Raw genomic sequence first — 25,500 nt, forward strand, 5'->3', positions numbered from 1 at the left:
TGCCCCTCATCCGGCTGCCGCCACCTTCTCCCCGAAGGCGGGGAGAAGGGATGTGCTGCGCCGTTTCCATTTTCGCGACGTCCCCGCAAGCCGAGTTCCCTCTCCCCGCAAGCGGGGAGAGGGTCAGGGTGAGGGGCAATTTCTCAAATCAATACGGCGCCTCGCACTTGCCCATGCCGACATAGACCGTCTTGAGTTCCGAATAATGCTCCAGCGCCGCCGCCGAATTCTCGCGGCCGAAGCCGGACTGTTTCGAGCCGCCGAACGGGATCTCGACCGGGCAGAGATTGTAGGTGTTGATCCACAGCGTTCCGGCTTCGAGCTGGTCGACGACGCGGTGCGCGCGGGTGATGTCGGCGGTGAAGACGCCGCCGGCCAGGCCGAATTCGGTGGCGTTGGCGCGCGCGATCACGTCCGTCTCGTCGGTGAAGTCGAGCACGCACATGACCGGGCCGAAAATCTCTTCCCGGGCGATGGTCATCTGGTCGGTCACGTCGGCAAACACCGTCGGCTGCACGTAATAGCCTTCGCCCGAGACGTTGTTGGGAATGCCGCCGCCGGTCAGAAGCGTGGCGCCTTCCGCCTTGCCCTTCTCGATGTAGCCCAGAACCTTCTCGCGCTGTGCCCAGGAGACGAGCGGTCCCATCTGGGTCGCCTCGTCCTGCGGGTTGCCGATCAGGATCGCCTCGGTGCGCTCCTTGAGGCGGGCGAGGAACTTGGCCTTGATCGCCGTGTGCACGAAGACGCGCGTGCCGTTCGAGCAGACCTGCCCGGTCGAGTAGAAATTGGCGAGCATCGCGCCCGAAATCGCGCTTTCGATGTCGGCATCGTCGAACACGATCAGCGGCGACTTGCCGCCGAGCTCCATGGTGACGTGCTTCAGCAACGCGGCGGCGGCCCCCGCCACCTTGCGGCCCGTTGGCACCGAGCCGGTCAGCGACACCTTGGCGACGTCGGGATGCGATACCAGCAGCGGTCCGGTGTCGCGGTCGCCCTGGATGACGTTGTAGACGCCCTTGGGCGCCCCCGCCTCGATCAGGATCTCGGCGATCTTCAAGGCGCCGAGCGGGGTGACTTCGGAAGGTTTGAAGACCATGGCATTGCCGGCGGCAAGCGCCGGCGCGCCCTTCCAGCAGGCGATCTGCTGCGGGTAGTTCCAGGCGCCGATGCCGACCACGACGCCGAGCGGCACGCGCTTGGTATAGGCCCAGTCGCCCCCGAGCGGGATATGGCTGCCGTTGAGCGCGGTCGCGGCAATGCCGCCGAAAAATTCAAAACTGTCGGCGCCCGAGGTCGGGTCGGCGACGATCGTCTCCTGGATCGGCTTGCCGGTGTCGAGCGTCTCCAGTTCGGAAAGCTCGCGGTTGCGCTCCCGCATGATCTCGGCGGCCTTCTTCAGCACGCGGCCGCGCGCGGTCGGGCTCCAGGAGGCCCATTCCTTCTGCGCGCGCTTGGCCGACGCGATCGCCTTCTCGACGATCGCCGGCGTTGCTGCATGCAGCTTGGCGATCACCTCGCCGGTCGCCGGATAGATGCTCTCGATCACCGTGCCGGCGGTGTCCTCGACATATTCTCCATCGATGAAATGGGAGGCTTGCGGTTGGGCTTTCATCGTCATTCTCCGCGCGGATAGCGTTTGGATTCCTCGAGATTGTCGAGGTTCATATGGTTGCGCATGTAGCGTTCGGACGCCTTCTGCAATGGCTGGTGGTCCCAGGGGAAATAGGCGCCATTGCGCAGCGCCTCGTAGACCACCCAGCGCCGCGCCTGGCTTTCGCGCACGGCCGCGTCGAACTCGGTCATGTTCCAGCGGGCGTCACGCTTGGCGCGGAAGGAGGCGAGGACTTCGGCATGGGCCGGATCGGCGGCGAGGTTCTTGAGCTCCCTCGGATCGGCCTCGAGGTCGTAGAGCTGTTCCGGGTCGAGCTCGCAATGGACGTATTTCCACTTTCCCTCGCGAATGCCGACCAGCGGAGCATAGGAGGCTTCCGCGGCATATTCCATCAGCACCGGCTCGGTGCGCTCGATGCCGTCGATCATGCCCTTGAGGCTCATGCCGTCGGTCCACGGCTTGATCTCCTCGATGTCGATGCCGGCCAGATCGCACAGCGTCGGCGTGACGTCGAGGTTCGAGGTCGGGGTTGTGTGCAGGCCCGGCGTGACGCCGGGGCCGGCGACCATCAGCGGCACGCGGGCCGAACCTTCGAAGAAGTTCATCTTGAACCACAGCCCACGCTCGCCCAGCATGTCGCCATGGTCGGAGCAGAAGAAGATCAGCGTGTCATCGAGCTGGCGTGTGCGCGTCAGCGTGTCTACGAGATCGCCGACCTTGTCGTCGAGATAGCTGATATTGGCGAAATAGGCCTGGCGCGAGCGCCGTACATTCTCGTCGGTGATGTTGAAACTGTCATAGTCGCAGGAATGCAGGATGCGCTTCGAATGCGGATCCTGGTCGGCGAGCATGCCGACCTCCGGCATCAGGTGTTCGCAGTCGTTGTAGAGATCCCAATACTTGCGGCGCGCAACGTAAGGGTCGTGCGGATGGGTGAACGACACGGTGACGCACCACGGGCGGCGATCCTTGTCGTCGTTCTCGCGCGAGAGCTGGTAGATCTTCTGGTTCGCCAGGAAGGCGACCTCGTCGTCATATTCCATCTGGTTGGTGATCTCGGCGACGCCGGCGCCGGTGACCGAGCCCATGTTGTGATACCACCAGTCGATCCGCTCGCCCGGCTTGCGATAGTCCGGCGTCCAGCCGAAATCGGCCGGATAAATGTCGGTGGTGAGCCGGTCCTCGAAGCCGTGCAACTGGTCGGGGCCGACGAAATGCATCTTGCCCGACAGCGCGGTGTAATAGCCGGCGCGGCGCAGGTGATGGGCGAAGGTCGGGATCGACGAGACATACTCGGCGGCGTTGTCGTAGACGCGGGTGCGGCTCGGCAGCTGGCCGGCCATGAAGGATGCGCGGGCGGGCGCGCAGAGCGGCGAGGACGTGTAGTTGTTGGCGAACCGCGCCGAGCGGGCGGCGAGCGCCTTCATGTGCGGCGCATGCAGCCAGTCCGCCGGGCCGTCGGGAAAGAAGGTCCCGTTCAGCTGGTCGACCATGATGATCAGGATGTTGGGCTTCGTCGTCATGTCCTGTTCTTTCTCGTTCCCAATTCTGTTGTGCCTCCTGCCCCTCATCCGGTTACCGCCACCTTCTCCCCGCGGGCGGGGAGAAGGCCCGCGCGGCACCGCCGCTATTCCCAACCGGCGTGTGGCGAGGGAATGCCGACCTTGCGGCTAGCTCCTTCTGCCCGCCTGCGGGGAGAAGGTTCCGGCAGGGGGGTGAGGGGCCAATGTCTCAACGCAAAGCGTCGCGCACCGCGCCAGCTGCCCCTCGATATAGTCCTCCACCAGCGCCACCGAGGCGCTCGTGCTGATCGGGGCGGAGCGCAGACTCTGGCGGATATAGAGCCCGTCGATCATCGCGGCCGCGCCCTCGGCGATGCGGCTTGCGTCATCGGCGCCGACCAGCGCGTGAAGGGCGGAAAGAAGGTTGGAATCGAGCCGCCGGGCGTAGATTACCAGCAGCCGGCGCGTCTCTTCCGAACGCTGCGCGTCGACGTAGAAGGCAAGCCATGCGGCGACCGTTTCCGGGGCGAACTGATCGGCGTCGAACGACACGCGAATGATCGCGGAAAGCCTCTGGCGCGGGGTCGTCGCGGTCCTCAACGCCCTGACGGTGTCGACCTTCAGCTGGCGCAGCAGCGCCCGGATCGTCTCGGTCAGCAGGTGTTCTTTCGAGCCGAAATAGTGATGCGCCAGCGCCGCCGAAACGCCTGCCTCGCGGGCGATCTCGGACATCGTGACGGAGAGCGATCCGTGATGGCCGATGGCCCGCAGCGCTGCATCCACCAGCGCCTTCTTGCGCACGGGTTCCATTCCGACTTTTGGCATGTCCGACCTTTCCTGACCGATGCCAATTTAGGTTTGGTTGATCCATCAATCAATAAAAATTCGCGGCGTGTACAGGACTGTCTGCGACGTGCCCGCTTATTGCGCACCGCTGTGCAAACGTCACAAAACATTCATCCAACCGTCACGCGCGGGAAAGGTTTTCTTGACGATTTGCAACCACGCTTCGGCCGTAAAAACAAATGAATTTGGAGAAAGTCATGAAATCGGGCGCCGCGGTGGAGACGGGCATCTTGCGCCGCTTTGCCAATGACCAGTTGCTGACCCTTGCCAAGCTTGTCGTCGAAAATGCGCTGCAGCCGATCGTCGAAGTCGGGACCGGCGCCGTGTTCGGCTATGAGAGCCTGATGCGTGGCCATGACCGGATCGGCTTCGACACGCCGCTCGACCTGCTCGACCAGGCCGCCGCCGCCGGCCAGCTCGTGGCGCTCGAACAGATGGTCGCAAGCCGGGCTCTTGCCAAGTTCGCCACCCTGCCGAATTTCTCCGACACAACGCTTTTCCTCAATCTCGACGTCCGCCTGATCTCCCAGGGAGACGAACTGATCGACAGCATCCTCCAGCATCTGCGCCAGGCCAACATCCCGCCGTCCTCGATCTGCTTCGAGCTGTCGGAGCGCTTCGACAACACCAGCGTGCCGGAATTCGCCGGGCTTGTTGCCCGGCTTAGAAAGTCAGGTTTCAAGCTGGCGATCGACGATTTCGGCGTTGGCCATGGCGAGATGAAGTTGCTGTGCGACTATCCCGTCGACTACGTGAAGATCGACCGTCACTTCGTCGCCAACATGGACAGCAATCCGCGCAAGCGGCATCTGGTCAAGAACATCGTCAACTTCTGCCATGTGCTCGGCGTGCGCGTCATCGCCGAGGGCATCGAGACCGAAGCTGAATTCATCGCCTGCCGCGAGTTCGGCGTCGATCTGGTCCAGGGCTGGTTCATCGCCCGCCCGACCACGCTGCTCAACGAGCTGAAACCGTCCTTTCCCCATCTCCAGGAGATCGGCAAGGTCCGCCGCTCGACCCAGTCGCTTGACGAGATCCTCATCCGCCGCCAGATCGAGCATCTGCCGACCGTCTATGAGCACGAGAGCATCGACAGCGTCTTCGATCTCTTCCGCCGCAATCCCGGGCAGACCTTCTTCCCGGTGCTCAACGCCAACGGCGAGCCGCGCGGCATCATCAACGAACGCCACCTCAAGGAATACATCTACCAGCCCTTCGGTCGCGACCTCCTCAAGAACAAGGTCTACGAGCGCTCCATCTCGCATTTCGTCGATCGCGCCCCGATTGTCGGGCTCGATGCCGATGCCGAGCGGCTGCTGGCGATCTTCGCCAACATGGACGGTTCCGATTGCGTCATCCTCACGGAAAACATGCGCTACACCGGTGTCGTCTCGGCCGCCTCGCTGATCCGCATCATCAACGAGAAACAGCTGAAGACGGCGCAGGACCAGAACCCGCTGACGGGCCTGCCGGGCAACCGGGCGATCCGCGACTTCATGCAGGACAGCGGCCGCGACGGCGACGAGGATCGCCATTTCTGCTACTGCGACTTCGACAATTTCAAGCCGTTCAACGATCACTACGGCTTCCAGATGGGCGATCACGCGATCAGCCTGTTTTCGGCCCTGCTGCGCCGCTACTTCTTCGCCGAAGGCGATTTTCTCGGCCATGTGGGCGGCGACGATTTCTTCATCGGCGTCAGGGACTGGACGCGCGAGGAACTGACCGAGATCCTCGATCGCCTGCTTTCGGATTTCCACGACGACGTGGTGGAACTCTATTCCGACGACGCTCGCGACGCGGGCCGGATACGCGGCTTGGACCGGCTCGGCCGCGAGCGCGACTTCCCCCTTATGCGCTGCTCCATCGGTGTGGTCGAACTGCCGAAAGGCTTCGTGATCGACGACATCAATCGTGTCGGGGCCGAGATTGCCGAGCTGAAGAAGCAGGCCAAGGAAAGCGATACCGGTCTGGTGATCCGCGCATTCGGCGTGGCGGAGAACTGAGCCCGTTTCCTCGCGGAGCAGATACAAATCCGATCAAACATGGCATGTCGTCCTGATTGTGTTTTTACTTGAAGGAGCACGCCAGGATTGGTAGTCGTGGCGACTATTCATTTGATCGGGTTTATTGATGTTGAAATTGTTCTTGAAGTTCATGTCGCCGGTTCTGGCGATCTCGGTTCTTTCCGGTTGTCAGAGCAGCGCCCCGCAATCCGTTGCCGATTCCCAGGTTCCTCCGTCTCCCGCCCTGCGCCGGGCCGTCATCAAGGCCTTCGACGACGGTGTCTTCGGCGCGACCAACATCTTCGATCCGAAGATTTCCAGCGTCGTGCTGCTGGACCCTGAGACAAAGACCTACGCCTTCTGTCTGCGGATTCGATCTGAGCGCGGCAACGATATCCCCAAGGTTCTGGGTGTCTCCTTCAAGGCCAATCGTATCGTCGGCGCCAGCACCAGCGATTTCCGCTGCCGCGACAAGAGGCTCCGCTACTACGATTTCCGTGAGCTCTACGCCCACGCATCACGTGGCTGAGCGGGCGAGCACGAAGTCCCGGGACTTGGGCTTCGACGCTCCGCCTCGGGCTGCCTGGCGCGAGATGTCGGGGCCGGCGCAATTTGTCGCGCGCGTCAAACGGCCTCCTTTTCAGATCGCTTCGTCTGGCCTATGTCGTCCTATCCGTCGAGCGTGAGAGGAGTCCCGTGATGTCGCTTCCTGCCACCATGCGTTACGTTGACCTGCCGTCCTTCGGCGAAGCCGAAGTCATGCGGTTTGCGACAGGGCCGCTGCCGGTCCCGAAACCCGGCGAGATCCTGGTTCGCGTCGAGGCGGCGGGCGTCAACCGTCCCGATGTCGCCCAGCGCGAGGGCACCTATCCGCCGCCGAAAGATGCCAATCCGGTGCTCGGCCTCGAAGTGGCGGGCGAAGTCGTGGCGCTCGGCGCGGGCGTCGAGGAATTCGTTCTCGGCGACAAGGTCTGCGCGCTCGCCAATGGCGGCGGTTACGCCGAATATTGTGCCGTTCCCGCCGGCCAGGCCCTGCCGTTCCCGCAGGGCTATGACGCAGTGAAGGCCGCAGCCGTTCCGGAAACCTTCTTCACCGTCTGGGCCAATCTCTTCCAGATGGCAGGGTTGACCGAAGGGGAGACGGTGCTGATCCACGGCGGCACGTCCGGGATTGGAACGACGGCCATCCAGCTCGCCAAGGCCTTCGGCGCCGAGGTCTTCGCCACCGCCGGCTCGCCGGAAAAATGCAAGGCCTGCGTCGATCTCGGCGCGCGTCGCGCCATCGACTACAGGAGCGAGGATTTCGCCGAGGTGGTGAAGGCCGAAACGGATCGCCGCGGGGTCGACATCGTGCTCGACATGATCGGCGCCGCCTATTTCCAGAAGAACCTTTCGGCGCTCGCCAAGGACGGCTGTCTGTCGATCATCGCCTTCCTCGGCGGCTCGGTCGCCGACAAGGTCGATCTGACCCCCGTCATGGTGAAGCGCCTGACCGTCACCGGCTCCACCATGCGTCCGCGCACGGCCGACGAGAAACGCGGCATCCGCGACGAACTGGTTTCCGAGGTCTGGCCCCTGCTCGCCGCCGGCACCGTCGCCCCGGTCATCCACACCGTCCTGCCCTTCGACGACGTCGTCGAGGCCCACCGGCTGATGGAAAGCTCGAAGCATATCGGCAAGATCGTGCTGAAGCTGGGGTGAGGGGGCGTGGCCGGCGAGGGATCGATTTTTCCTCTCGCCGGCGGTCGGCTTGCCGAACGTCAGAGGCAGAACGCGGCCGGCTCATACCGGCTTGGCCGGGTCCGGTATGGGGCCGTGAGGGGACATTGGGTTTGAAGCGCTGAAGCTAGCGATGCGCCTTCATTTCGGACACGCGCGCCGTGTCTTGCGTCACCGTAAGCGGTCATTCTCCGCAGGGGCGTCTCGTCGCCTTCGCGCCAGAAGGAGACATGCAAACAAACCAGTGTCCGTATGGTGGCGGCTCTGCCGAACTTGCACCAAATTCATCACCGTAGAATTTTCGCGCTTTAATTCAACTTAGGGAACGCGGCCGGCTTCCCGTTTAGTTCTTCGCTGAAGGATAGCGTTTGCGTCCACCGACGATCCAGTAAACCCACCCGAGGGCGAATGTACTCAAGACAAAGGCCGACACTGGCACAATGAGGAAGCCTCCAAGAGTTGCGTAGAAACCGAGGGCGGCGAGCCATTGAGTCGACGCGTCATCGCGATCAACCCCAGGGAGACAGAAGCTTCCGGATGTTGCGCAGCTAAAAGTCGAAGCCAATGCCAATAATGCCAAGTTTACACAAATCAGAACCGCTGCAATGCCATTGAAATTAACGCCGCGCTCCAAGTTTTCTTTCACGATTTTACCTAACGCAACAGAAATCAGAAGGGCACAAAAAAATACAATTATGGGAAATTTCACTATGATTAGGAAGATTATTGTCATTCGATCTCCTCAGTCTCCGGTGAGGGATTTTTATATGTTTCCGTGTTTGACGGAATGGTAAACTAAGATGGTGAACGGTTACAGATGACCGCTTCGGGCCGAACGCGGACCACATTACCACATACGTGGATGTCCGGTTTCGCCGTTTGGCACCCCATCATCGGACGGTCAGCTTCCGGCCCCAAGTCGGACAGTGCGTCGATTGGATCCGACATCCGCAATCGCCGCAAACCCGCCATCGCCCCCGCGTTACCATCAGGCAGCCGCAATTCCCGTCGTCCGCCAGACCGCGCCCATGACCCCAGCCGCAAAGCTTCGTCTCAGATCCCCGAGCCATCCAGCTCGGCCTCGTCCTCGCCCTCCCAGGCCGGCGGCCTCGCGGTCGCATCCGTGTCGACCCCCGGCAGCGGCATCCAGCATTTCAGCTCCGGTTCCGCATAGGAAATGATCGCCCCCGGCGTCGAATCGGAGGAGCGCCAGCCGTCGGCGCCGAAGCGGTCGCCGTTTGACCAGTAGACGAGATCGACGGCGCCCGGTCCCTGTTCGGAGGCGCGGATGGTCACCAAGATACGGCTGCCGTCCCTCGGCGCGTTCTGCATGTTTCGCCAGCGGATCGGGTCTTCCATGATTTTCTCCTCCAATTGCCAATGCAAGTGTCGCCGCGCAGGCCCGGACGGTCAACTCGTCTTGTGGGTCGGGCAGGGGCCGCAAACCGGCATTTGCGTGTCACGTTCGGAAGCGCTAGCTTGATCGATGGTTGAGGAGCCACAAAACGGGAGGATTGTTCATGAGGCGTTTCTGGCCGGAGGAGTTGAAGTCCGTCTTCGAGAATGCCGAGGAGGTGACGCTCGCGATCGCGGAGACCCCGCGTGACGGCGAAAGCCCTTCGGGTCGGCTCATCGAGCGCCAGGCCCTGCGCATCCGCGTTACCGAACAGGACTACCAGCGCATCTGGCCGCTCGCCGAAACGCGCTATCGTCTCGATGGCCGCTTTGCCGGCAAGGCGGTCACCCTGATCGTCAACAACCCCCATTACCACGCCTGGCACCCCGCCGACGGTGGAGCGGTGGAGGAAAAGGCCGACAGCGGCGTGCCCTATACGACCAAATACATCACCGTGCATCTGTTGTTGGACGATGTGCGCGAGGAAGCGGTCGCCTGAGAAGGCGGAACCCGGCACAAAGCGCGCAGCCGCGAGTGCGCCCCTTCGACACTGTTGATGGGGCGCGCTTGCCTGTTGATGGCGGACATTTCCCGATGGAGTTGGCGCGGTCGCCCCGGTCATCCACACCATTCTGCCCTTCGACGACGTCGTCGAGGTCCACCGGCTGGTGAAAAGCTCGATACACATCGGCAAGATCGTGCTGAAACTGGTCCAAGGACCGGCTTGCAGGCCCTGAGCGCGCGGGATTTTCCGGGAAGTGCGCCATGGCGGGGCGCGAAGCAGTGTGTTCAGGCTGGCGAATGGTAATCGATGCTGGCCATATTGCAACTCACTTATGGAGCCCGACGGTTACACAACGTGCCTTGCAGGAAACCCGCGACGCACCTACCTTTTCCTTATCGTCAACGTATTGAAAGGAAGGTGATCCAATGTCGAGTGAGATTTCGGTCTGTGCAGCTGACATGGGAAAGGTGGCGGTCTTGACGGGGCAGCCCTCGGCCTGAACCCGCCTTCCTCCGGATCGCCCTTCGTGATCCGGGTCTCAACACAGATCAGACCTCATGGAGGGGCCGCTTCGCGCGGCCCCTTTCCATTTTTGGCCGCCGGTTCCGACTGCCGTTCCGTCAGGTTTGACCGTGGCGGTCCGGCCAGCCGCCGGGCAGGCGGTGATTAAGATAGGCATAGACCTGGTTGAGTGCCGTCTCGCGGGTGATCCCGCCGCTGTCGAGACCGAGACGCAGCCACAATCCGTCGATCAGCGTCGTCAACGCAAGCGCCACTTCCTCGCATTCGTTCCGCGGCAGCAGGTCGGTGAGCGCCGACATCAGGTTGGAATGCATCCGGGCGTGGATGACCTTCTGGATCCGGGCAAACTGCGGCTCGCGCGGCACCTCGGCGCAGAGCGACAGCCAGGCATGGCAGGTGGCCGGCTGATAGAAGCGCTCCTCGAAGTTCCCCTCGACGATCGCTGAGAGCCGCTCGTGGGGCGTCTTTGCCCGGCGCAATCTCTCCGTCACAGCGTCGCGCAGCTGGCTGTTGGCCTCGCGCATCGCATGTTCGAACAGCTCCTGCTTGTTGCGGAAATAGTGCAGCACGATCCCCTTCGAGGAGTTCGTGTGGGCTGCGACCTTTTCCAGCGTCGCCCCGGCGATGCCTTCCTTCTGCAGCACCTCGAAGGCCGCGAGCCTGAGTTCGCGGCGCCTGATGACGCTGATACGGGTTAGTTTCATGTCCGGCCTCCGATCGGGCCACAGTTGACATGTTTTCCCGAAAGATCAATAGTTGTCCCATTGGTCAATTTTTTATCCAAATGGTCAAAACAACAAGGGGAACGACATGTTCGATCGGATAAGGATGCCGGTGCTGGCGCTGGCGCTGATGGGCTATGGCGGGGTCGCGCAGGCGGCGGACGCACAAGGCTGCAAGGCCGTCCGGCTCGCCGAGCCGGGCTGGAACGACCTCGCCTTCACCACCGGCATCGGAATGACCCTGCTGAAGGGCCTCGGCTATGAGCCGAGCGTCAACCTGCTCGGCGTCGAGGTGATCTACAAGAGCCTCGAGAACAAGGACCTCGACGTCTTCCTCGGCTACTGGGACCCGGCGATGCAGGTCTATTTCGGCAACTACAAGGAAAATGGTTCCGTCGAGACGGTCCGCGTCAACCTGACCGGCGCCAAATACACCTTCGCCGTGCCCGACTATGTCTACGAGGCCGGTGTCCACGACTTCAAGGACCTGCAGAAATTCGCCGACCAGTTCGGTCGCAAGATGTACGGCATCGAGCCCGGCTCGAACCAGACCATGTTCGATGCAATCGCCGACAAGGATCTCGGCCTTTCCGGCTGGGAGGTCGTGGAATCGAGCGAGCAGGGCATGCTGGCGGAGGCCCAGCGCAAGGTGAAGGCCAAGGAGTTCATCGTCTTCCAGGGGTGGGCGCCGCATCCGATGAACACCGCTCTTCCGCTGCGCTACCTGACCGGCGGCGACAAGTTCTACGGCCCCGATTTCGGCGCCGCGACCGTCTCCACCCAGGTGCGCAAGGGCTATCTGTCGGAATGCCCGAACGTCGGCAAGCTTCTCTCCAACCTCGCTTTCGACATCGACTTCGAAAACAAGGGCATGGGCTACCTGATCGACGACGGCATGGACCCGGAAGCCGCAGCCGCCAAGGCGATCAAGGACGAGCCGCAGCGTCTTGAGGCATGGCTTGCGGGTGTCGAGACGCTCGACGGCAAGTCCGGCCTAGACGCGGTCAAGGCGGCACTCGGTCTATGATGCCGGTCGATCAGGCCGGCTGGTCGGGGCGCAAGCGCGCCCTCGACCTTTCGGACGGGCGGCGGCTCGCCTATGTCCGTCAACCCGGCCCGGGGCCGGCCCTCCTCCTGCTCCACGGTTTCACCGACACGAGCCGCAGCTATGCGCGGCTCGTTCCGGGTCTTGCGACCTTTGACTGCGTGATCCCGGACCTGCCGGGACACGGGGCCTCGACGCCGGCGCGAACCCAGGGCATCGACGGCTTCGCCGAGGATCTGCTGGCGCTCCTCGATCATCTCGGCATCGCCGAGGTGGCGATCCTCGGCCATTCGATGGGCGGCGCCGTCGGCATTGATCTCGCGGCCCGTCTCGGCGGAAGGGTTACGGCACTCGTCATCCTCGCAAGCTCGCTCACCCCGCGTCTGCCGGCCGACAACTCGGTCGCCCGGGCGATCCACGCGCTTGTCGATCCGATCGATCCGGCCGATCCCTTCTTCGACGAGTGGCACGGCTGCAGCCGCCCGGTGCCGGCGGATTTCCTCGATTATGCCCGGCGTGAGGCCGCCGCCATCCCAGCCGCTGTCTGGAAGGATGTGTTCGACGGCCTGTCCTCGGTCGATCTGACGGCGAGGGCCGCGACGATCCGCTGCCCCGTGCTGTGCGTCTCCGGCGTCGAGGATCCCCTGTTCGGCCCGGCGCATCAGCAGGCGCTCGCCGCCGGCTTTGCCGATGTCACGACTGCGGCGCTGCCGGGGCAGGGCCACAATGTTCACTGGGAGGAACCGGAAGCGCTTGCCGATCTGGTCGGCGATTTCCTCGATGAGGTGCTCGGGCGTTAGCGCAAGGGCGGCCGCCCCTTCGACCGTTCCGGGCGCCTGCCGCTGTTGGCAAGTGGCGGGCGAAGGAGTATCAGGCGAGGCTCCGCGCCCCACAACAGAGAGAGCCGCCATGGAAAACCCCGTCCTCGTCGAAGTCACCCGTGGCAAGCTGGTCGAGAGCCGCCATCGCGGCATGGCCGTGGTCGTCGACGGCGACGGCAAGGTCGTGTTCGCGTCCGGCGAGATCGAGGCCCCGACTTTCCCGCGCTCGGCCTGCAAGGCCATGCAGGCGCTGCCGCTGGTCGAAAGCGGCGCGGCCGACGCCTATGGCTTCGGAGCCAGGGAACTGGCGCTTGCCTGCTCCTCCCATTCCGGAGAGGACGAACATGCGGCCCTTGCCGCTTCGATGCTGAAGCGCGCCGGCCGCGACGAGAGCGTGCTCGAATGTGGCGCCCACTGGTCCTTCGAACAGCCGGCCCTCATCCACCAGGCCCGCACCCTCGACAAGCCTTCGGCGCTCCACAACAACTGCTCGGGCAAGCATTCCGGCTTCGTCTGTGCCTGCTGCCACTCCGGCTGGGAGCCACGGGGCTATTCGACCTATGACCATCCGCTGCAGGCCGAGATCCGCGCCATCATGGAGGATCTGACCGGCGCGGCACTCACCCATGACAATTGCGGGACCGACGGCTGCTCGATCCCGACCTATGCCGTGCCGCTGGTCGGCCTTGCCCGCGGTTTCGCCAGGATGGCGACCGGCAAGGGCCTCGAGCCGGTCCGGGCGGCTGCCTCGAAGCGCCTGATCGAGGCCTGCATGGCCGAACCCTTCTACGTCGCCGGCACGAAGCGCTTCTGCACCCGGCTGATGGAAGTGGCGCCGGGCAAGATCTTTGCCAAGACCGGTGCCGAAGGCGTCTTCTGCGCCCTCCTGCCGGAACAGGGCCTGTCCTTTGCCGTCAAGTGCGAGGACGGCGCAAGCCGCGCCGCCGAATCGATGATCGCAGCCCTGCTCGCCCGCCATTTCGACCCCGCCAGCCCCGAGCGCGAGGCCCTTCTCGGCATGGCCAACCATTCCATGCGCAACTGGAACGGCCTGCATGTCGGCGACGTGCGCGTGACGGACGTGTTGTTCGGGTGAGATCTTTTGTCCTCTGGGGGAGGGGGCAATCCGCCTCACCATCCGGCGGGGTGCCCCTCACCCTGACCTTCTCCCCGTTCACGGGGAGAGGGGACGGCAGGCGGATGAGGGGGCGGGTAACGAAGAAAGCGGGAGCTTGGTTGCGCCGCGCCAGGGTGACCGCCCAGGCGCGTTCCTCTAGGACAATGTAGGCGAATAGGAGAGCGCGCCGGTCTTCACACCGCCACGAAGCCGCCGTCGACATAGAGCTCCTCGCCACCCACGAAGCTGCTTTCCTCCGATGCGAGAAACAGAACCGCCTTGGCGATCTCTTCGGTCCGGGCGAGCCTGCCGAACGGAATGGTCTGCTGCATCCATTCCTCGGCGCCGGCATTGTCCCGGAGATAGGTCTGCATTGCCGGTGTCAGGACCATGCCGGGTGAAACGACGTTCACCCGAATGCCCCGGCTTTTCAGGTCGGTCGTCCATGTTCGCGCGAACGAGCGGATCGCTGCCTTCGTCGCGCTGTAGATGGACAGGTTGGCAAAACCCTTGCTACCGGCGCCCGATCCCGTCAGCACCACTGCACCACCGGCAGACATCAGGGGCAGGGCCTTTTGCACGGTAAACACCATACCCTTCACGTTGATACCGAAGACGCGGTCGAAATGATCTTCGTCAATGGTGTCGAGCGGGGCGGACTCGGATATGCCGGCATTTGCGAAGACAACGTCCACGCGGCCGTGATCCCGTTTTACCGCTGCATAGAGCCGGTCGAGGTCGGAAAGATCGCTGACATCGCCTTGAACGCCAACGGCCCCGTTGCCGATCTCCTTGAGCGCCTCGTCGAGGCGCTCCTGCCTGCGGCCCGTCACGTACACACGGGCACCTTCTGCGGCGAACGATTTGGCCGTGGTCAAGCCTATGCCGTCCGTTCCGCCGGTGATCACCACGACCTTATCCTCAAATCGCTTCGTCATGTCCTTGCTCGCTTTCGTAGTAAGTGGAGGATTGCTCCACTTACTATATGGAGATATCCTCCACTTACAAGACATAGTGAGGCAGATTGTTTGGCTGACGAAATCCCATTGCGCGCCGACGCGCAGCTCAACAAGGAGCGGATCCTTGCTGCTGCCGAGGACGTCTTCCTGGAGCGAGGTGTCGGCGTGTCATTGGACGAGGTGGCACGGCGCGCCGGGGTAGGGATCGGCACGCTCTATCGTCGCTTCCCAAGTCGCGAGGACCTCCTCGCCGCGGCCTATAGCGCCCGCTTCCTGGCTCTGGCCGAGACGAGCCGTGCGAGGGCCGTTGATCTTGACCCGGCACGCGCCTTCAGAGCCTACCTTGAAGAACTCGTCCGATATTCAAATGTCTATCGAGGTTTCGCGGCGTCCCTTGGTGTGGTCTTGCAGATCGGAACGCCCGGATGCCTGGCAACCAGTGAGGAGGGGGCTCGGCTCCTGCGGGCGGCCCAGGAGGCGGGTGGCATTCGACCGGATATCAGCTTCAAAGACGTCGTCTGCGTGGCGACCGCCATATCGCTCGCCACGGACCAGGACAGCGCAGCCGAAGCGCGCATCACGCATTTGGTCGGCGTATTCATGAATGGCATCGTTGAGCGCTGAACGCCCACGATGACCGCTGTCGGCGATGCGGCGTCCCCGTCGTGATCGCCGCCCCCCCCCCCTCACGCTACCACGGTCACTCCCGCCTCGCGATAGGGCGAAAGCCGCTCCGCGTCGATCCCGGCCGGCACGATCAGTCCGGCGATCGCCTCGATCGGGGCGATGCGGCAGGGGGAGATCGCGTCGATCTTCTCCTCGGTGACGGCGACATAGGTTTCGGCGCTCGCCTGAAGGATGTGCCGCTTGATCGCCGCCTCCTCGAAATCGCCGGTGGTCAGCCCGAGCCCGGGGTGAACGGCGGTCACGCCGAGGAAGAAGAGGTTCGGGCGGATCGTGTCGATCGCGGCCATCGCCTGCGCGCCGACCGCCACCATCGAATGCTTGTAGAGCCGTCCGCCGATCAGGATTACCTCGACCTCCGGCCGGTGCTCGAATTCGCTCGCGATCGTCGGCGAATGGGTGGCGACGGTCAGCGCCATGCCGCGCGGCAGCTGACGGGCGATCTCCGCCGTCGTCGTGCCGCCGTCGAGGAAAACCATCTGTCCGGGCTTCACAAGCGCCGCCGCGCGCGCGCCCAGCGCCGCCTTCTCCGCGCTCGCCACGCTGCGCCGGGCGGTGAAGTCCGGAAGCTCCGGCGACACCGGCAGGGCGCCGCCATGCACGCGCTTGATCAGCCCGTTGGCCGCCATGTCGCGCATGTCGCGGCGGATCGTGTCCTCCGAGACGTCGAGTTCGCGCGCCAGCACGCCCGCCAGCGCCTGTCCCTCCCGCTTCAGGGTTTCGAGAATATGCGTCCTGCGCTGGCTGCCGAGCATTGCATGTTCCTGCACGTTTGTTCTGGATTGTTCACGATAATACGTGAATTGAATCGACATTCCAGCAAAAATACGCAAACTCGTGCAGCCTGCAGGAAGCAGGCATGAGAAAACATGGAGAAATGACGATGCTTATCCTGATTGCAGGGCCCTACCGTTCCGGCACCGGCGACGATCCGGCCAAGATGGCCGAGAACCTCAAGCGGCTCGAGGCGCCGTCCCACGCCCTGTTCAAGGCCGGGCATGTGCCGATGATCGGCGAGTGGGTGGCGCTGCCAATCTGGCATGCGGCCGGCGGGCAGACGGTCGGCGACGATCTCTACGAGGAGATCTTTCACCCGGTTGCAGGACGCCTGCTGCAATTGTGCGAGGGGGTCCTTCGCCTGCCCGGAGCCTCGAAGGGCGCCGACAACGACGTCCGCATCGCCACCGAACGCGGCATTCCGGTCTGGTATCGGCTGGAGGACGTGCCGGGCTGCGCGTAAGGCAATGGCTTCAGGCGCATTGCCTCTTGCACCTCACCGTGACCCTCTCCCCGCGGGCGGGGAGAGGGGATGCCCACGCGGTGCCGCTTGTTCCTTCTCCCCATGAACATGGGGAGAAGGTGCCGGCAGGCGGATGAGGGGCGGGGAAGAACAGGCCGGGAAGCCGGCCCCGCTGCCCCGCGCTTACTCCTGTTCGGCGAGCCGGGTGTCCCACATGGCCTTGAAGGCGGGGCGGGCCTGGCAGCGGTCGAGCCAGGCGGAAAGATGCGGGAAGGGGGCGAGCGCCGGCTGGTAGGGCTGGGCGTAGCGCACCACCTCGGCGAGGTTGATGTCGGCGACGGTGAAGCGGCCACCGACCGCGTAGTCGGCGCCGGCAAAATGCTGTTCCAGCACGCCGAACGGCCGCTTCAGCAGCCGCGCGATCGCTTCCGCCTCAGCCTGGCCTGCCTCGCTCGAAAGCCGTCCCTGCGCGTTGGACTGCGAGATTTTCAGGGCATTCGCCTCCATCTCGGTCGCCGCGAAGAAGGAAATCTGCGTCATCAGCGCATCCTCGGCGAGATCCTTCGGGGCGAGTGGCCCGCCCGCCTTCTTGGCGAGATAGAGGTTGATCGCCATGCTTTCATGAAGCTTCAGGCCGTCGTCGTCGATCGCCGGGATCGCCCCCATCGGATTGACGGCGAGGTATTCCGGCGAGCGCGTGTTGAGCCGCACGCCCGGCGCATGAGGGTCTTCGAGCTTGTAGGCCTGGATCACCGGGACGTGCTCGAAGGCGAGCCCCAGCTCGCCGGCCAGCCAGAAGGTGCGCGTTGCGCGTGATTTGTAGACGCCGTAGATCTTCAGCATGATGATTGCCTCCTCGTTTGATTTGGCCGAAGGCTAGTCGGGGCCGGCGATGATGAAAAGCCGCGCCGGCGTGATCCGACCATGAATTTCCCTGATGGCCGGCGCCGACGAAACTTGACGTGAAGGCCGCAAGAACTTAAACCCGGCGGCATGGGTCTGCAGTTCACCCAGGCGTCACCGCCCCGATGAGGGGAGCTAAACCTGACTTCTTTGAGAAAACCGACAGCCACTTTTCTCGTGTCCGGTCGGAAGACGGTGACCACCGGCTTTTCTGGTTCGCCAGGGCACGATATCGAGGAAGTGACGATGTCGCGTATCATCAACAGCTATGAAGCGCCCGATCTCTCGGCGCTGGCCAGGTCCATCAAGCGGGAACTCGATTCGAAGGTCGAGAAGCCGGGCCATGTCGAGATCCTGAATATCCTGTCGCGGGCGGCGGGGTTTAGAAACTACCAGCACCTGAAGGCCTCGCGCGCCGCCGAAACCCGGCTTGCGAGCCCGGTCGAACCGGAAGCCGCTGTGGATTTCCGCCGTGTCGAGGCCGCCGCGCGCTGTTTCGACCCGGCGGGCGTATTGCTTCGCTGGCCGGGCCGCACCAATCTCCAGCAGCTCTGCTTGTGGAAGCTCTGGTCCGTCTTCCCGGCCGATGCCGAGATGACCGAGCCCGAGGTCAACGCCATCCTAAAGCGCCGCCATGCCTTCGGCGATCACGCGCTGGTCCGTCGCGAAATGGTCAATCTCGGCCTGCTCTCGCGCACTGCCGACTGCCGCAGCTATCGCCGCGTCGAGCGAAGACCGCCGCCGGATGCGCTGGCGCTGATCCGCCGTGATGCGCCACCGGCGACCACGGACATGTCGGTCGAAGGCGCCGGGGGCTGATCCATGCGCAAACCCTCCATTGCCGCCTTGCCGGTCCAGGCGAGGCTTGATGCCGTGCGTCCGCGAACGGTCGACCTTCCGGCCGGTCGCCTCGAATATGCCGATGTCGGGGAGGGCGAGGTCGTGCTGGCCCTGCACGGTGCTCTCGGCGGCTGGGACCAGGCGCTGCTTTTGGCGATGGCCGGGCTGTCCGACTGGCCGTCGCGGCGCATCCTCGCGCCGTCGCGTCCCGGCTATCTTGGCACCCCGCTCGAAACGGCCGTAACCCCCGAAGCCCAGGCCGATCTCCTGGCCGCGCTGATCGACCGGCTCGGCATCGGCACGGTCAACGTGATCGCCGTTTCGGGCGGCGGCCCGGCTGCGATCCAGTTTGCCGTGCGCCATCCCGGCAGATGCCGCGCCTTGATCCTCGTCTCCTGCTGTACCGGCACGCTCGCCGTTCCGCCGGAATATCGGGGCCGCTTCGACAGGATGGTGCGGATGGCCCGCCATGCCCCGGTCCGCTGGCTGATGGCGGCGATCGGCCGCTTTGCGCCCGGGCCGGCGATCCGTCAGTCGATCGGCGACGACGCGCTTTGCCGGCGCACGCTTGCCGATCCGCAGGCCGGACCGCTGATCCGCGCCTTGCAGCGCTCGACCATGAGCCGGCTCGACCGTCGCATGCCTGGTTTGGTCAATGATACGGCCAACTGCGCGGCGATCGATCGCCTGCCGATCGACAGGGTGGCGGCACCCGTCCTCGTGGTCCACGGAACCTCCGATCGCGTCGTGCCCTTCTCGCATGCTCGGGAGGTTCACGATCGTCTCGAAAGGGCGGAACTGCTGGCGCTGCCCGGCGGCGAGCATGTCGCGCTCTTCACGCACCTAGCCGCGGTTCGGGACGCAACCGGGCGAATGCTGGAAGGGCGGTGATCGGAAGGTAGGCGAGGCCGGGCGGAAGGCCGGTCCCGTCAGCCGGCGGCGCTGAGCGGCGCGTTGCCGGCGGTGCCGAGCGGGGTTCCGAGAGTGCGGCGCTCCTTGAGGAGCGTCGTCATGGACCCGCGGTCGACCGCCCGTGAATAGAGGAAACCCTGGCCGTAGGTGCATCCGAGCCAGTGCAAAGTCTCGGCCTGCTCGGCCGTCTCGACGCCTTCGGCCACCACGCGGATCCCGAGACCGCGGGCGATGTCGATCAGGCCCTTGATGATGACGGAGCCGGCCTTGTCGCTGATCATCCGCTGCACGAAGCATTTGTCGATCTTGATGATGTCGACCGGCACGGTCAGCAGATGGGTCAGCGAGGCGAAACCGGTGCCGAAATCGTCAAGCGCGACGCTCATGCCGGCGGCCCGCAACTGCTGGATCTGTTCGGCGACGATCTGGTCGCGCTGGTCGAGATAGACGCTTTCGGTGACTTCGAGTGTGACACTTTTCAACGGCACGCCCGACTCGGCGAAGCAGGCGGCCACCCGGTCGGTGAGCCCGGCGCGATAGAAGTCTGCAGCGGCGAGGTTGATGCTGACCCGCCCGAAGTCGAGCCCGCCATCGACCCATCGCCGCATGTCGGCTGCGACGATATTGAGCATCCGGCGGGTCAGTTCGAAGGCGATGTTGGCATCCTTGGTCGCTTCATGGAAATGCGCGGCGGCCAGCATGTCGCCGCTGCGCGTCCTCATCCGGCAAAGCGCCTCGAGGCTCGCAACCTGTCCGGTCGCGAGATCGACGATCGGCTGGTAGTAGGCCTCGATCCGGCCTTCCCGGAGGGCTTCCGTCACGTCCTGGATCGCCCGGAACCGCTTGACGATCGCCGTGCCGAGGCCGGGCACGAACTGGATGAAGTTGCCGCGGGCCCGTTCCTTGGCGTGATAGAGCGCATAGTCGGCGTTCTGGCGCACCTGTTCGGGGTTGTCGCTTTTCCCGGCCACGGCGCCGCCGAGCGTCAGCGATGGATAGATGACCTGTTCGGCGCAGGTGCACGGCGCCTTGATCGCTTCGAGCACGCGGGCGGCGATCCCGGCAAGATCCTGGCTGTCCTCCCCGACCACGACGATCGCAAATTCGTCGCCGCCGAGCCGGAAGCTCACGCCCGGCTCCGCCGCGATGGCGATGCGCGATGCCACCGTGCGGATCAGGTCGTCGCCGGCCCTATGCCCGAAGGTGTCGTTCACCAGCTTCAGATTGTCGACATCGCCGAGGATGATGCCCCAGGGACAGTCGCTTTCGCCCTGCATGGCGACCATATCGTTGAACCGGCTGCGATTGGGCAGCTGGGTCAGCGCGTCGGTCTCGGCAAGCCGGCGCCGCTCGGCAACGCGCTGGTCGCGCTCGATGGCGATCGCGCAGAGGTGCACGCAGGCCGCGACGATCTTTTGCTCGATCTCGGACGGCCCACGAGGGGTGCGGAAATAGAAGGCGAACGTTCCGAGCACCTTGCCGGAGGCGATGATCGGTGTCGACCAGCAGGCGGCCAGCCCGATCGGCAGGGCGAGCCCCTTGAAGTCGGCCCAGTAGGGATGGCTGGCGATGTCGGTGACGGTGACCGGCTCGCCGGTAAAAGCCGCGGTGCCGCAGGACCCGACTCCTGGACCGATCGGCGTTCCGTCGATCGCCGAGGAATAGTGTTCCGGAAGGGAGGGGCCGGCCAGGTGGCGCAGCCTGTTTTGCGGGTCGAGTGCCAGCACCGAACAGACGATATCCGGATCCATCTCCTCGACGGTGCGGCACAACAGATCCACCGTCTCGTCGAGCGGAACACCCGTGGCAATCATTTCGAGGATCTGGTTCTGCAGTCTTGTCAGCATGGCAGCACGCGCGGTTACATGAGCCGCCATCTAAACACGACGGTCTTAAGTAGTTGTTACGGGGATTCTAAAATAACCATGTATGATCATTTGGGGTGAAGCATTGGCGTTGACCCTCTTCTTGGCTCAGCCGTGCCGGTTCCCCGCGATCGTCAGGTGGTCGAACGTGTCCGCCCCGTCGATCAGTTCGCCGCTCGCCTTGTCGTTCCAGCGGTAGCCGATGACAGCCCCGTCCGCCGTCTCGCTGATGACGTTGCCGGAGATCAACGCCGTGCCGGCGCCGTCGACCACCGAAACGGCGATCCCGACAGGGGCGCGGCGGATGATGTTGGCGCTTGCCACCACGTTGCGCAGATAAGGCCCCCAACCGAGCATGAGGCCCCATTTCGGCGCATTCTCCACGACGTTTCCGGTGACGACGGTATCGGCCTCCACAGCGATGCCGAACCCGAAGCCGGCGCCGTCGTGGACATAAGGGCCTTCGCGCTTCAGGTTGCGTACGATATTGCCGGAGACGGTCGAGAGGCGGCCGCCCTGGTCGAGATTGACGACGAGGATGCCGTTGGCGGCGCCATCCACCAGATTGTCGGCGATCAGCGCGCCTTCGAAGGAGAATTCGGCATAGATCGCCGTCTCGCCGGAGGAAAAACACTGGTTGCCGCTGATCGTCGCGTTGGAGGCGGAGTTGGCGCGGATCGCCGAAAAGGCGCAAGCCGAAACATGATTGCCCGACACCATGACATTGTCGGCGCGGAAAAGGTTGATGCCGTTGCCGTTCTGCCCGGTGCCGCCGGCCTTGGCGCCGATCCGCGAAACGCGGTTGCCGGTCACCATCGCGCCGTCCTCTCCCTTGGTCCAGCGATGCACGAGGATGCCGCCATTGCCGCAGTCCGAAACATCGTTGTTCCGGATCGCCAGCGCTTTCGTCTCGATCGCCATCAGGCCGGCATTGGCCGCGCCGGTGATCCGGCAACCGCTGATCCTGCCGCCCGAACGCTCCAGCTGCAGGCCGTGCTTGCGGCTGCCGACGATCTCGCAGTCGGTGATGAGCACCTCATCGACGCCGCGAAAGCCGATCAGTGCATCGGCATAGTCGCCGAGCCAGCGATTGGCCCCGTCGAGCGTGATGCCGCTGATCGAGATGTGTCGTGCCTCGCGCGCCGACACGAGATGGCCATCGCCGCCATAGGCGAGCCGCGTCGCGCCCGGTACGCCGGAAAGCTTCGTACCGTCGGGCAGGTCGAGATTGGAGACTTCGTAGGTGCCGGCCGGCAGGAAGACCGGCTGTCCGCTGGCCGCCGCGGCGTCGAGCAGCGCCTGCAGCTTGCGGCTCTGGTTGTCGGAGGCGCCCGGCACCACGCCCGCCGACTGGGCGTCGAGCGCACCACGCAGGTCCGCGGCAATCGGCTGCATGCTTGCGTCGGCACCGTCCGCCGCTGCCCGGCCGATCGCCGAAAAGCTCGCCAGCCCGCCCAGAAAGATCCTCCGCTTCAGCATGTTTCGCCTGATCCTCGAACCTGTCCGCCATCAAACCGCCGTCGGTCGAGCCGGACCTTGGCCGAAACGGCGGCCCGCGGCAAGCCGACCTGCGACAAAACAGCCATCCTGCGGCGGGGCGCGATCGTTTGCGCCAGATCAATGCCGTGGTTTCAGCAAGGTCTAATTTTTCCAGCGGTAAGTTAAACGATGGAGGGCTGGATGCTTCGTCTTTCTGCAGTGCTTTATATTTTGGTCGCAACCGTGCTGGGCGGCGCCGCGGTGACGGCTGTGTTGTCCATGCGCATGATGGAGCCGTGGCAGATTGCCGGTGCCTTCGCGGCCGGTCTCCTGGTGGCCCTGCCGATCGCGGCCATTCTGGGCAGCAAGATCTACAAGGCGATCAACCCCACTTCGACGCATGCCTGACGGTTCGCGTTGAACGCGCGCCGCGCCTGCTGGCGTCTCTTTTGAGGCGGACTGGCGCCGGCGGATCGTAGGCTGTGTGCGCGCACGATACCGGCCGGCCCTGCTCACGACGATGCAGGGTCGGCCGGATTGGTTCTTGTGGCCTGCAAATGGCCATCCGCCAGGGATGCCGCCGACCTCAGTCGGTGCCGTCCGTGTCGAGTTTCTCTTTCAGCTGTTCGAACCCGGTGATGAACCGCTCGAAGAGTTCTGCGAAGCGGGCGATGTCCTCGTCAGGCCAGTCCGCAACGATCGCGTTGATCGTCTCTCGCTTGACCTCGTCCACCTTGTTCAGGAGCTCCTGGCCGACCGGCGTGATCACCACGATCGCCCGCCGCGCATCCTCCTGCGAGACTTCCCGCCTGAGAAGCCCCTGTTTGACCAGGTCGGCCACGATGCGGCTCGACCGTGACGGATCGACCCTCAGCTGTTCCGCGATGGCCCCGACGGTTGCCTCCTGCCGGTTCTGAAGCCGGCGCACCGCACCCACCACGTCGAGATGCGACAGCTCCATGCCCGCCCCGACTCGGGCGATCACCAGATTTCCGATGAACCGCCGCCCGATCATCATCCGCATGCGCGCCATCGAGCGCCCGATGCTGGAAACCGGTCCGGGGGGCTGCGTTTTGTCGCTCTTGAGAGTGTCTGAATAATCCTCGTTCATGGCCCTTGATAGCAGATGGCGGGCGGGGGTCAATGAAATTCATGCGAGCGTCACATATGTGCTGTTGACAAATATATGCCAAAAGCACATTAGTTGACGATCGCTAACCTGGACCCCCGCCATGGACATCACATCGCAATCCCGCAGTCCCGCCAAGGAGACGGCCCCGGCTACCCCCGCCGTCGCCGCACCCTTCGTCTCTCTGGTCGCCGATCCGCGTCGTCGGGTCGCCGTCTTCCTCCTTCTCCTGACGGCGCTCTTCATGGCGACGCTCGACAACCAGATCGTCTCGACCGCCCTGCCGACCATCGTCGGCGAATTCGGCGAGCTCGAACGTTTCGGCTGGGTCGGATCGGCCTATCTTCTGGGCGCGAGCACGGTCATGCCGGTCTATGGTAAGCTCGGCGACCTGTTTGGCCGCAAATATGTGATCATGGCGGCCGTGGCGATCTTTACCGTCGGCTCGCTCGTCTGCGGTCTCGCGGTGTCGATGGACACGCTGATCGCCGCCCGCGTGCTGCAGGCGCTCGGTGGCGGCGGCATCATGGTGTCGATCTTCTCCATCAATGCCGATTTGTTCGAGGCGCGCGAACGCGCCCGCTACCAGAGCTACTCGAGCCTGGCGCTGATGGCCTCGGGCGCCGTCGGCCCTGTGCTCGGCGGCACGCTGAGCGACCTGTTCGGCTGGCGCTCCATCTTCCTCGTCAACCTGCCGATCGGCATCCTGGTGCTGGTCGGGCTGGCTATCCTGCTGCCGCACCGCAAGCCCCATCGCCGCCCGAAGATCGACTATCTCGGTGCACTCCTTCTGGCGGGTGCCGTGGCAAGCGTCGTGCTGTGGGCCGACAGCGCCCAGATCTTCGGCTCTCTGGTCGCCGCCAAGAGCCTGCTCGTGGTTGCCTTCGGACTGCTCTGCGCCCTCGGCTGGTTCCTGGTCGAGCGCCGCGTCCCCGAACCAGTCATGCCGCTCAGCCTGTTTTCCAGCCGCACGATCAACCTGATGCTGATCGTGTCCATGGCGTCGGGGGCGATCGGCATCGGCTCGGTCAACTATGTCGCCCTGTTCCTGCAATCGACCACCGGCCTGTCGCCGTCGATGGCCGGCCTGCTGTTCATCGCCATGACCGGCGGCATTGCCGCGGGCTCCCTCTGGGCTGGCCGACGCATCTCGAAAAGCGGCCTCTACAAGCCCTATTCGGTCGCCTCCACCGCCGTCGGCGTCGTCAGCCTGGCGATCTTCAGCCAGCTCCATGCCGGAACGCCGGTCGTCTTCATCGCCGCCCTGATGCTACTCCACGGCATTGGCATCGGCATCGGCCAGCAGGTGCCGGTATTGGGCGTGCAGAATGCCGCCTCCCGCGACGACGTCGGGGCCGCGACCGGTACGGTGACGCTCGCCCGCATGTCGGGAGCCGCGATCGCCATCTCGATCTACGGTGCGATCCTCGGTACCGGCCTTGCTCACATGACGAACCAGGTCCCGGGTGTCGCCGATTTCAAGGAGCTGACACCGGCGGCGATGGCCGCTCTGCCCGAGGCAAGCCGCGCGATGGTGGCCAATGCCTATGCGGATGCCTTCTTCCCGCTCTTCCTGACCGCCTGCGGCATCGTCGCGATCGGCTTCGTCGCGGCCCTTTCGTTGAAGAACGTCCGCCTGCCGGTGGCGGGGAAGGCGAAGTCCTGACGATCTGGAC

25 protein-coding genes and 1 pseudogene are annotated in these 25,500 nt (G+C 64.3%); 14 read left to right on the plus strand and 12 right to left on the minus strand.

Going from position 1 to position 25,500, the window contains the following annotated elements; all coding sequences use genetic code 11:
• Positions 1-148 precede the first annotated feature (148 nt).
• From betB to betI (ACX93L_RS11805), 3 genes are all read right to left on the minus strand, one after another.
• Positions 149-1,612, minus strand: a complete 1,464-nt coding sequence (gene betB / locus ACX93L_RS11795) for a betaine-aldehyde dehydrogenase (RefSeq protein WP_459405005.1) — start codon at positions 1,610-1,612, stop codon at positions 149-151.
• Positions 1,613-1,614: 2 nt separating this feature from the next.
• Positions 1,615-3,135: a choline-sulfatase gene (gene betC / locus ACX93L_RS11800; protein WP_459405006.1), complete on the minus strand. Its 1,521-nt coding sequence runs from the start codon at positions 3,133-3,135 to the stop codon at positions 1,615-1,617.
• Positions 3,136-3,282: 147 nt separating this feature from the next.
• Positions 3,283-3,939, minus strand: coding sequence for a transcriptional regulator BetI (betI, locus tag ACX93L_RS11805; protein WP_459405007.1), 657 nt, complete (start codon positions 3,937-3,939; stop codon positions 3,283-3,285).
• Positions 3,940-4,157: 218 nt separating this feature from the next.
• Between betI (ACX93L_RS11805) and ACX93L_RS11810 the strand changes: the two genes are divergently transcribed.
• The 3 genes from ACX93L_RS11810 (at position 4,158) to ACX93L_RS11820 (ending at position 7,667) form a co-directional block, all read left to right on the plus strand.
• Positions 4,158-5,966, plus strand: coding sequence for a bifunctional diguanylate cyclase/phosphodiesterase (locus ACX93L_RS11810; RefSeq protein WP_459405008.1), 1,809 nt, complete (start codon positions 4,158-4,160; stop codon positions 5,964-5,966).
• A gap of 127 nt (positions 5,967-6,093) precedes the next feature.
• Entirely contained in the window at positions 6,094-6,495 is a 402-nt protein-coding gene (locus tag ACX93L_RS11815) for a hypothetical protein (RefSeq protein WP_459405009.1), read from the plus strand.
• 170 nt (positions 6,496-6,665) lie between these two features.
• Positions 6,666-7,667, plus strand: coding sequence for an NAD(P)H-quinone oxidoreductase (locus tag ACX93L_RS11820; protein WP_459405010.1), 1,002 nt, complete (start codon positions 6,666-6,668; stop codon positions 7,665-7,667).
• 361 nt (positions 7,668-8,028) lie between these two features.
• On the opposite strand, the gene ACX93L_RS11825 is transcribed toward ACX93L_RS11820, so the two are convergent.
• The gene (locus ACX93L_RS11825; RefSeq protein ID WP_459405011.1) at positions 8,029-8,418 is read right to left on the minus strand and encodes a hypothetical protein; all 390 of its coding nucleotides are present in this window, start codon (positions 8,416-8,418) and stop codon (positions 8,029-8,031) included.
• 320 nt (positions 8,419-8,738) lie between these two features.
• Positions 8,739-9,044, minus strand: a complete 306-nt coding sequence (locus ACX93L_RS11830) for a hypothetical protein (protein ID WP_459405012.1) — start codon at positions 9,042-9,044, stop codon at positions 8,739-8,741.
• 161 nt (positions 9,045-9,205) lie between these two features.
• Between ACX93L_RS11830 and ACX93L_RS11835 the strand changes: the two genes are divergently transcribed.
• Together ACX93L_RS11835 and ACX93L_RS11840 are read left to right on the plus strand one after the other, a co-directional pair.
• A complete protein-coding gene (locus ACX93L_RS11835) occupies positions 9,206-9,580 on the plus strand; it encodes a hypothetical protein (RefSeq protein ID WP_459405013.1) in 375 nt (124 codons plus the stop codon).
• A gap of 115 nt (positions 9,581-9,695) precedes the next feature.
• Positions 9,696-9,818 (plus strand): annotated as a pseudogene (locus ACX93L_RS11840) (hypothetical protein); the annotation flags it as partial.
• Between the two features lie 388 nt (positions 9,819-10,206).
• Here ACX93L_RS11840 and betI (ACX93L_RS11845) read toward each other — a convergent pair.
• Positions 10,207-10,812, minus strand: a complete 606-nt coding sequence (gene betI / locus ACX93L_RS11845) for a choline-binding transcriptional repressor BetI (RefSeq protein ID WP_459405014.1) — start codon at positions 10,810-10,812, stop codon at positions 10,207-10,209.
• 106 nt (positions 10,813-10,918) lie between these two features.
• Here betI (ACX93L_RS11845) and choX point away from each other — a divergent pair, with 106 nt between their 5' ends.
• From choX to ACX93L_RS11860, 3 genes are all read left to right on the plus strand, one after another.
• Positions 10,919-11,857 (plus strand): choline ABC transporter substrate-binding protein, encoded by a 939-nt coding sequence (choX, locus tag ACX93L_RS11850; protein WP_459405015.1) that lies wholly within the window; start codon positions 10,919-10,921, stop codon positions 11,855-11,857.
• Positions 11,854-12,675 (plus strand): alpha/beta fold hydrolase, encoded by an 822-nt coding sequence (locus ACX93L_RS11855; RefSeq protein ID WP_459405016.1) that lies wholly within the window; start codon positions 11,854-11,856, stop codon positions 12,673-12,675. The genes choX and ACX93L_RS11855 overlap by 4 nt, the downstream gene beginning before the upstream one ends.
• A 109-nt stretch (positions 12,676-12,784) precedes the next feature.
• The gene (locus ACX93L_RS11860) at positions 12,785-13,792 is read left to right on the plus strand and encodes an asparaginase (RefSeq protein WP_459405017.1); all 1,008 of its coding nucleotides are present in this window, start codon (positions 12,785-12,787) and stop codon (positions 13,790-13,792) included.
• 215 nt (positions 13,793-14,007) lie between these two features.
• Here ACX93L_RS11860 and ACX93L_RS11865 read toward each other — a convergent pair whose 3' ends face one another.
• Complete coding sequence (locus ACX93L_RS11865) at positions 14,008-14,751, minus strand: SDR family NAD(P)-dependent oxidoreductase (protein WP_459405018.1); 744 nt, start codon at positions 14,749-14,751, stop codon at positions 14,008-14,010.
• A gap of 90 nt (positions 14,752-14,841) precedes the next feature.
• On the opposite strand from ACX93L_RS11865, the gene ACX93L_RS11870 reads away from it, so the two are divergent.
• A complete protein-coding gene (locus tag ACX93L_RS11870) occupies positions 14,842-15,396 on the plus strand; it encodes a TetR/AcrR family transcriptional regulator (protein WP_459405019.1) in 555 nt (184 codons plus the stop codon).
• A gap of 62 nt (positions 15,397-15,458) precedes the next feature.
• Here the strand turns inward: ACX93L_RS11870 and ACX93L_RS11875 are convergent, their stop codons facing one another.
• On the minus strand, positions 15,459-16,211 hold the full coding sequence (locus tag ACX93L_RS11875; RefSeq protein ID WP_459405020.1) for a DeoR/GlpR family DNA-binding transcription regulator: 753 nt from the start codon (positions 16,209-16,211) through the stop codon (positions 15,459-15,461).
• Between the two features lie 128 nt (positions 16,212-16,339).
• On the opposite strand from ACX93L_RS11875, the gene ACX93L_RS11880 reads away from it, so the two are divergent.
• On the plus strand, positions 16,340-16,696 hold the full coding sequence (locus ACX93L_RS11880; protein ID WP_169592727.1) for a DUF4406 domain-containing protein: 357 nt from the start codon (positions 16,340-16,342) through the stop codon (positions 16,694-16,696).
• Between the two features lie 183 nt (positions 16,697-16,879).
• Here ACX93L_RS11880 and ACX93L_RS11885 read toward each other — a convergent pair whose 3' ends face one another.
• Positions 16,880-17,539 (minus strand): glutathione S-transferase family protein, encoded by a 660-nt coding sequence (locus ACX93L_RS11885; protein ID WP_459405021.1) that lies wholly within the window; start codon positions 17,537-17,539, stop codon positions 16,880-16,882.
• A 306-nt stretch (positions 17,540-17,845) separates the two neighbouring features.
• On the opposite strand from ACX93L_RS11885, the gene ACX93L_RS11890 reads away from it, so the two are divergent.
• Positions 17,846-18,418: a DUF2087 domain-containing protein gene (locus ACX93L_RS11890; RefSeq protein ID WP_459405022.1), complete on the plus strand. Its 573-nt coding sequence runs from the start codon at positions 17,846-17,848 to the stop codon at positions 18,416-18,418.
• A gap of 3 nt (positions 18,419-18,421) precedes the next feature.
• Complete coding sequence (locus ACX93L_RS11895) at positions 18,422-19,330, plus strand: alpha/beta fold hydrolase (RefSeq protein ID WP_459405023.1); 909 nt, start codon at positions 18,422-18,424, stop codon at positions 19,328-19,330.
• A 38-nt stretch (positions 19,331-19,368) separates the two neighbouring features.
• On the opposite strand, the gene ACX93L_RS11900 is transcribed toward ACX93L_RS11895, so the two are convergent.
• The gene (locus ACX93L_RS11900; protein ID WP_459405024.1) at positions 19,369-21,198 is read right to left on the minus strand and encodes a bifunctional diguanylate cyclase/phosphodiesterase; all 1,830 of its coding nucleotides are present in this window, start codon (positions 21,196-21,198) and stop codon (positions 19,369-19,371) included.
• Positions 21,199-21,324: 126 nt separating this feature from the next.
• Positions 21,325-22,695, minus strand: coding sequence for a TIGR03808 family TAT-translocated repetitive protein (locus ACX93L_RS11905; protein WP_459405025.1), 1,371 nt, complete (start codon positions 22,693-22,695; stop codon positions 21,325-21,327).
• Between the two features lie 201 nt (positions 22,696-22,896).
• Here ACX93L_RS11905 and ACX93L_RS11910 point away from each other — a divergent pair, with 201 nt between their 5' ends.
• Complete coding sequence (locus ACX93L_RS11910; protein ID WP_459405026.1) at positions 22,897-23,103, plus strand: hypothetical protein; 207 nt, start codon at positions 22,897-22,899, stop codon at positions 23,101-23,103.
• Positions 23,104-23,281: 178 nt separating this feature from the next.
• Here ACX93L_RS11910 and ACX93L_RS11915 read toward each other — a convergent pair whose 3' ends face one another.
• Complete coding sequence (locus tag ACX93L_RS11915; RefSeq protein WP_459405027.1) at positions 23,282-23,806, minus strand: MarR family winged helix-turn-helix transcriptional regulator; 525 nt, start codon at positions 23,804-23,806, stop codon at positions 23,282-23,284.
• A gap of 121 nt (positions 23,807-23,927) precedes the next feature.
• On the opposite strand from ACX93L_RS11915, the gene ACX93L_RS11920 reads away from it, so the two are divergent.
• On the plus strand, positions 23,928-25,490 hold the full coding sequence (locus ACX93L_RS11920; RefSeq protein WP_459405028.1) for an MDR family MFS transporter: 1,563 nt from the start codon (positions 23,928-23,930) through the stop codon (positions 25,488-25,490).
• The last annotated feature ends 10 nt before the right edge of the window (positions 25,491-25,500 follow it).

This window comes from Rhizobium sp. CAU 1783 (assembly GCF_054551725.1).

Bases quoted from the DNA above. Each gene is read 5' to 3' on its own strand.
- ACX93L_RS11920 (WP_459405028.1), top strand. From the start codon at position 23,928: ATGGACATCACATCGCAATCCCGCAGTCCCGCCAAGGAGACGGCCCCG.
- ACX93L_RS11890 (WP_459405022.1), top strand. From the start codon at position 17,846: ATGTCGCGTATCATCAACAGCTATGAAGCGCCCGATCTCTCGGCGCTG.
- betI (WP_459405014.1), bottom strand. From the start codon at position 10,812: ATGAAACTAACCCGTATCAGCGTCATCAGGCGCCGCGAACTCAGGCTC.
- ACX93L_RS11830 (WP_459405012.1), bottom strand. From the start codon at position 9,044: ATGGAAGACCCGATCCGCTGGCGAAACATGCAGAACGCGCCGAGGGAC.
- ACX93L_RS11820 (WP_459405010.1), top strand. From the start codon at position 6,666: ATGTCGCTTCCTGCCACCATGCGTTACGTTGACCTGCCGTCCTTCGGC.
- ACX93L_RS11910 (WP_459405026.1), top strand. From the start codon at position 22,897: ATGCTTCGTCTTTCTGCAGTGCTTTATATTTTGGTCGCAACCGTGCTG.
- ACX93L_RS11895 (WP_459405023.1), top strand. From the start codon at position 18,422: ATGCGCAAACCCTCCATTGCCGCCTTGCCGGTCCAGGCGAGGCTTGAT.
- ACX93L_RS11900 (WP_459405024.1), bottom strand. From the start codon at position 21,198: ATGCTGACAAGACTGCAGAACCAGATCCTCGAAATGATTGCCACGGGT.
- ACX93L_RS11835 (WP_459405013.1), top strand. From the start codon at position 9,206: ATGAGGCGTTTCTGGCCGGAGGAGTTGAAGTCCGTCTTCGAGAATGCC.
- ACX93L_RS11880 (WP_169592727.1), top strand. From the start codon at position 16,340: ATGCTTATCCTGATTGCAGGGCCCTACCGTTCCGGCACCGGCGACGAT.
- ACX93L_RS11825 (WP_459405011.1), bottom strand. From the start codon at position 8,418: ATGACAATAATCTTCCTAATCATAGTGAAATTTCCCATAATTGTATTT.
- ACX93L_RS11860 (WP_459405017.1), top strand. From the start codon at position 12,785: ATGGAAAACCCCGTCCTCGTCGAAGTCACCCGTGGCAAGCTGGTCGAG.
- ACX93L_RS11865 (WP_459405018.1), bottom strand. From the start codon at position 14,751: ATGACGAAGCGATTTGAGGATAAGGTCGTGGTGATCACCGGCGGAACG.
- ACX93L_RS11915 (WP_459405027.1), bottom strand. From the start codon at position 23,806: ATGAACGAGGATTATTCAGACACTCTCAAGAGCGACAAAACGCAGCCC.
- ACX93L_RS11815 (WP_459405009.1), top strand. From the start codon at position 6,094: ATGTTGAAATTGTTCTTGAAGTTCATGTCGCCGGTTCTGGCGATCTCG.
- ACX93L_RS11885 (WP_459405021.1), bottom strand. From the start codon at position 17,539: ATGCTGAAGATCTACGGCGTCTACAAATCACGCGCAACGCGCACCTTC.
- ACX93L_RS11875 (WP_459405020.1), bottom strand. From the start codon at position 16,211: ATGCTCGGCAGCCAGCGCAGGACGCATATTCTCGAAACCCTGAAGCGG.
- ACX93L_RS11905 (WP_459405025.1), bottom strand. From the start codon at position 22,695: ATGCTGAAGCGGAGGATCTTTCTGGGCGGGCTGGCGAGCTTTTCGGCG.
- betI (WP_459405007.1), bottom strand. From the start codon at position 3,939: ATGCCAAAAGTCGGAATGGAACCCGTGCGCAAGAAGGCGCTGGTGGAT.
- ACX93L_RS11810 (WP_459405008.1), top strand. From the start codon at position 4,158: ATGAAATCGGGCGCCGCGGTGGAGACGGGCATCTTGCGCCGCTTTGCC.
- ACX93L_RS11855 (WP_459405016.1), top strand. From the start codon at position 11,854: ATGATGCCGGTCGATCAGGCCGGCTGGTCGGGGCGCAAGCGCGCCCTC.
- betB (WP_459405005.1), bottom strand. From the start codon at position 1,612: ATGAAAGCCCAACCGCAAGCCTCCCATTTCATCGATGGAGAATATGTC.
- betC (WP_459405006.1), bottom strand. From the start codon at position 3,135: ATGACGACGAAGCCCAACATCCTGATCATCATGGTCGACCAGCTGAAC.
- choX (WP_459405015.1), top strand. From the start codon at position 10,919: ATGTTCGATCGGATAAGGATGCCGGTGCTGGCGCTGGCGCTGATGGGC.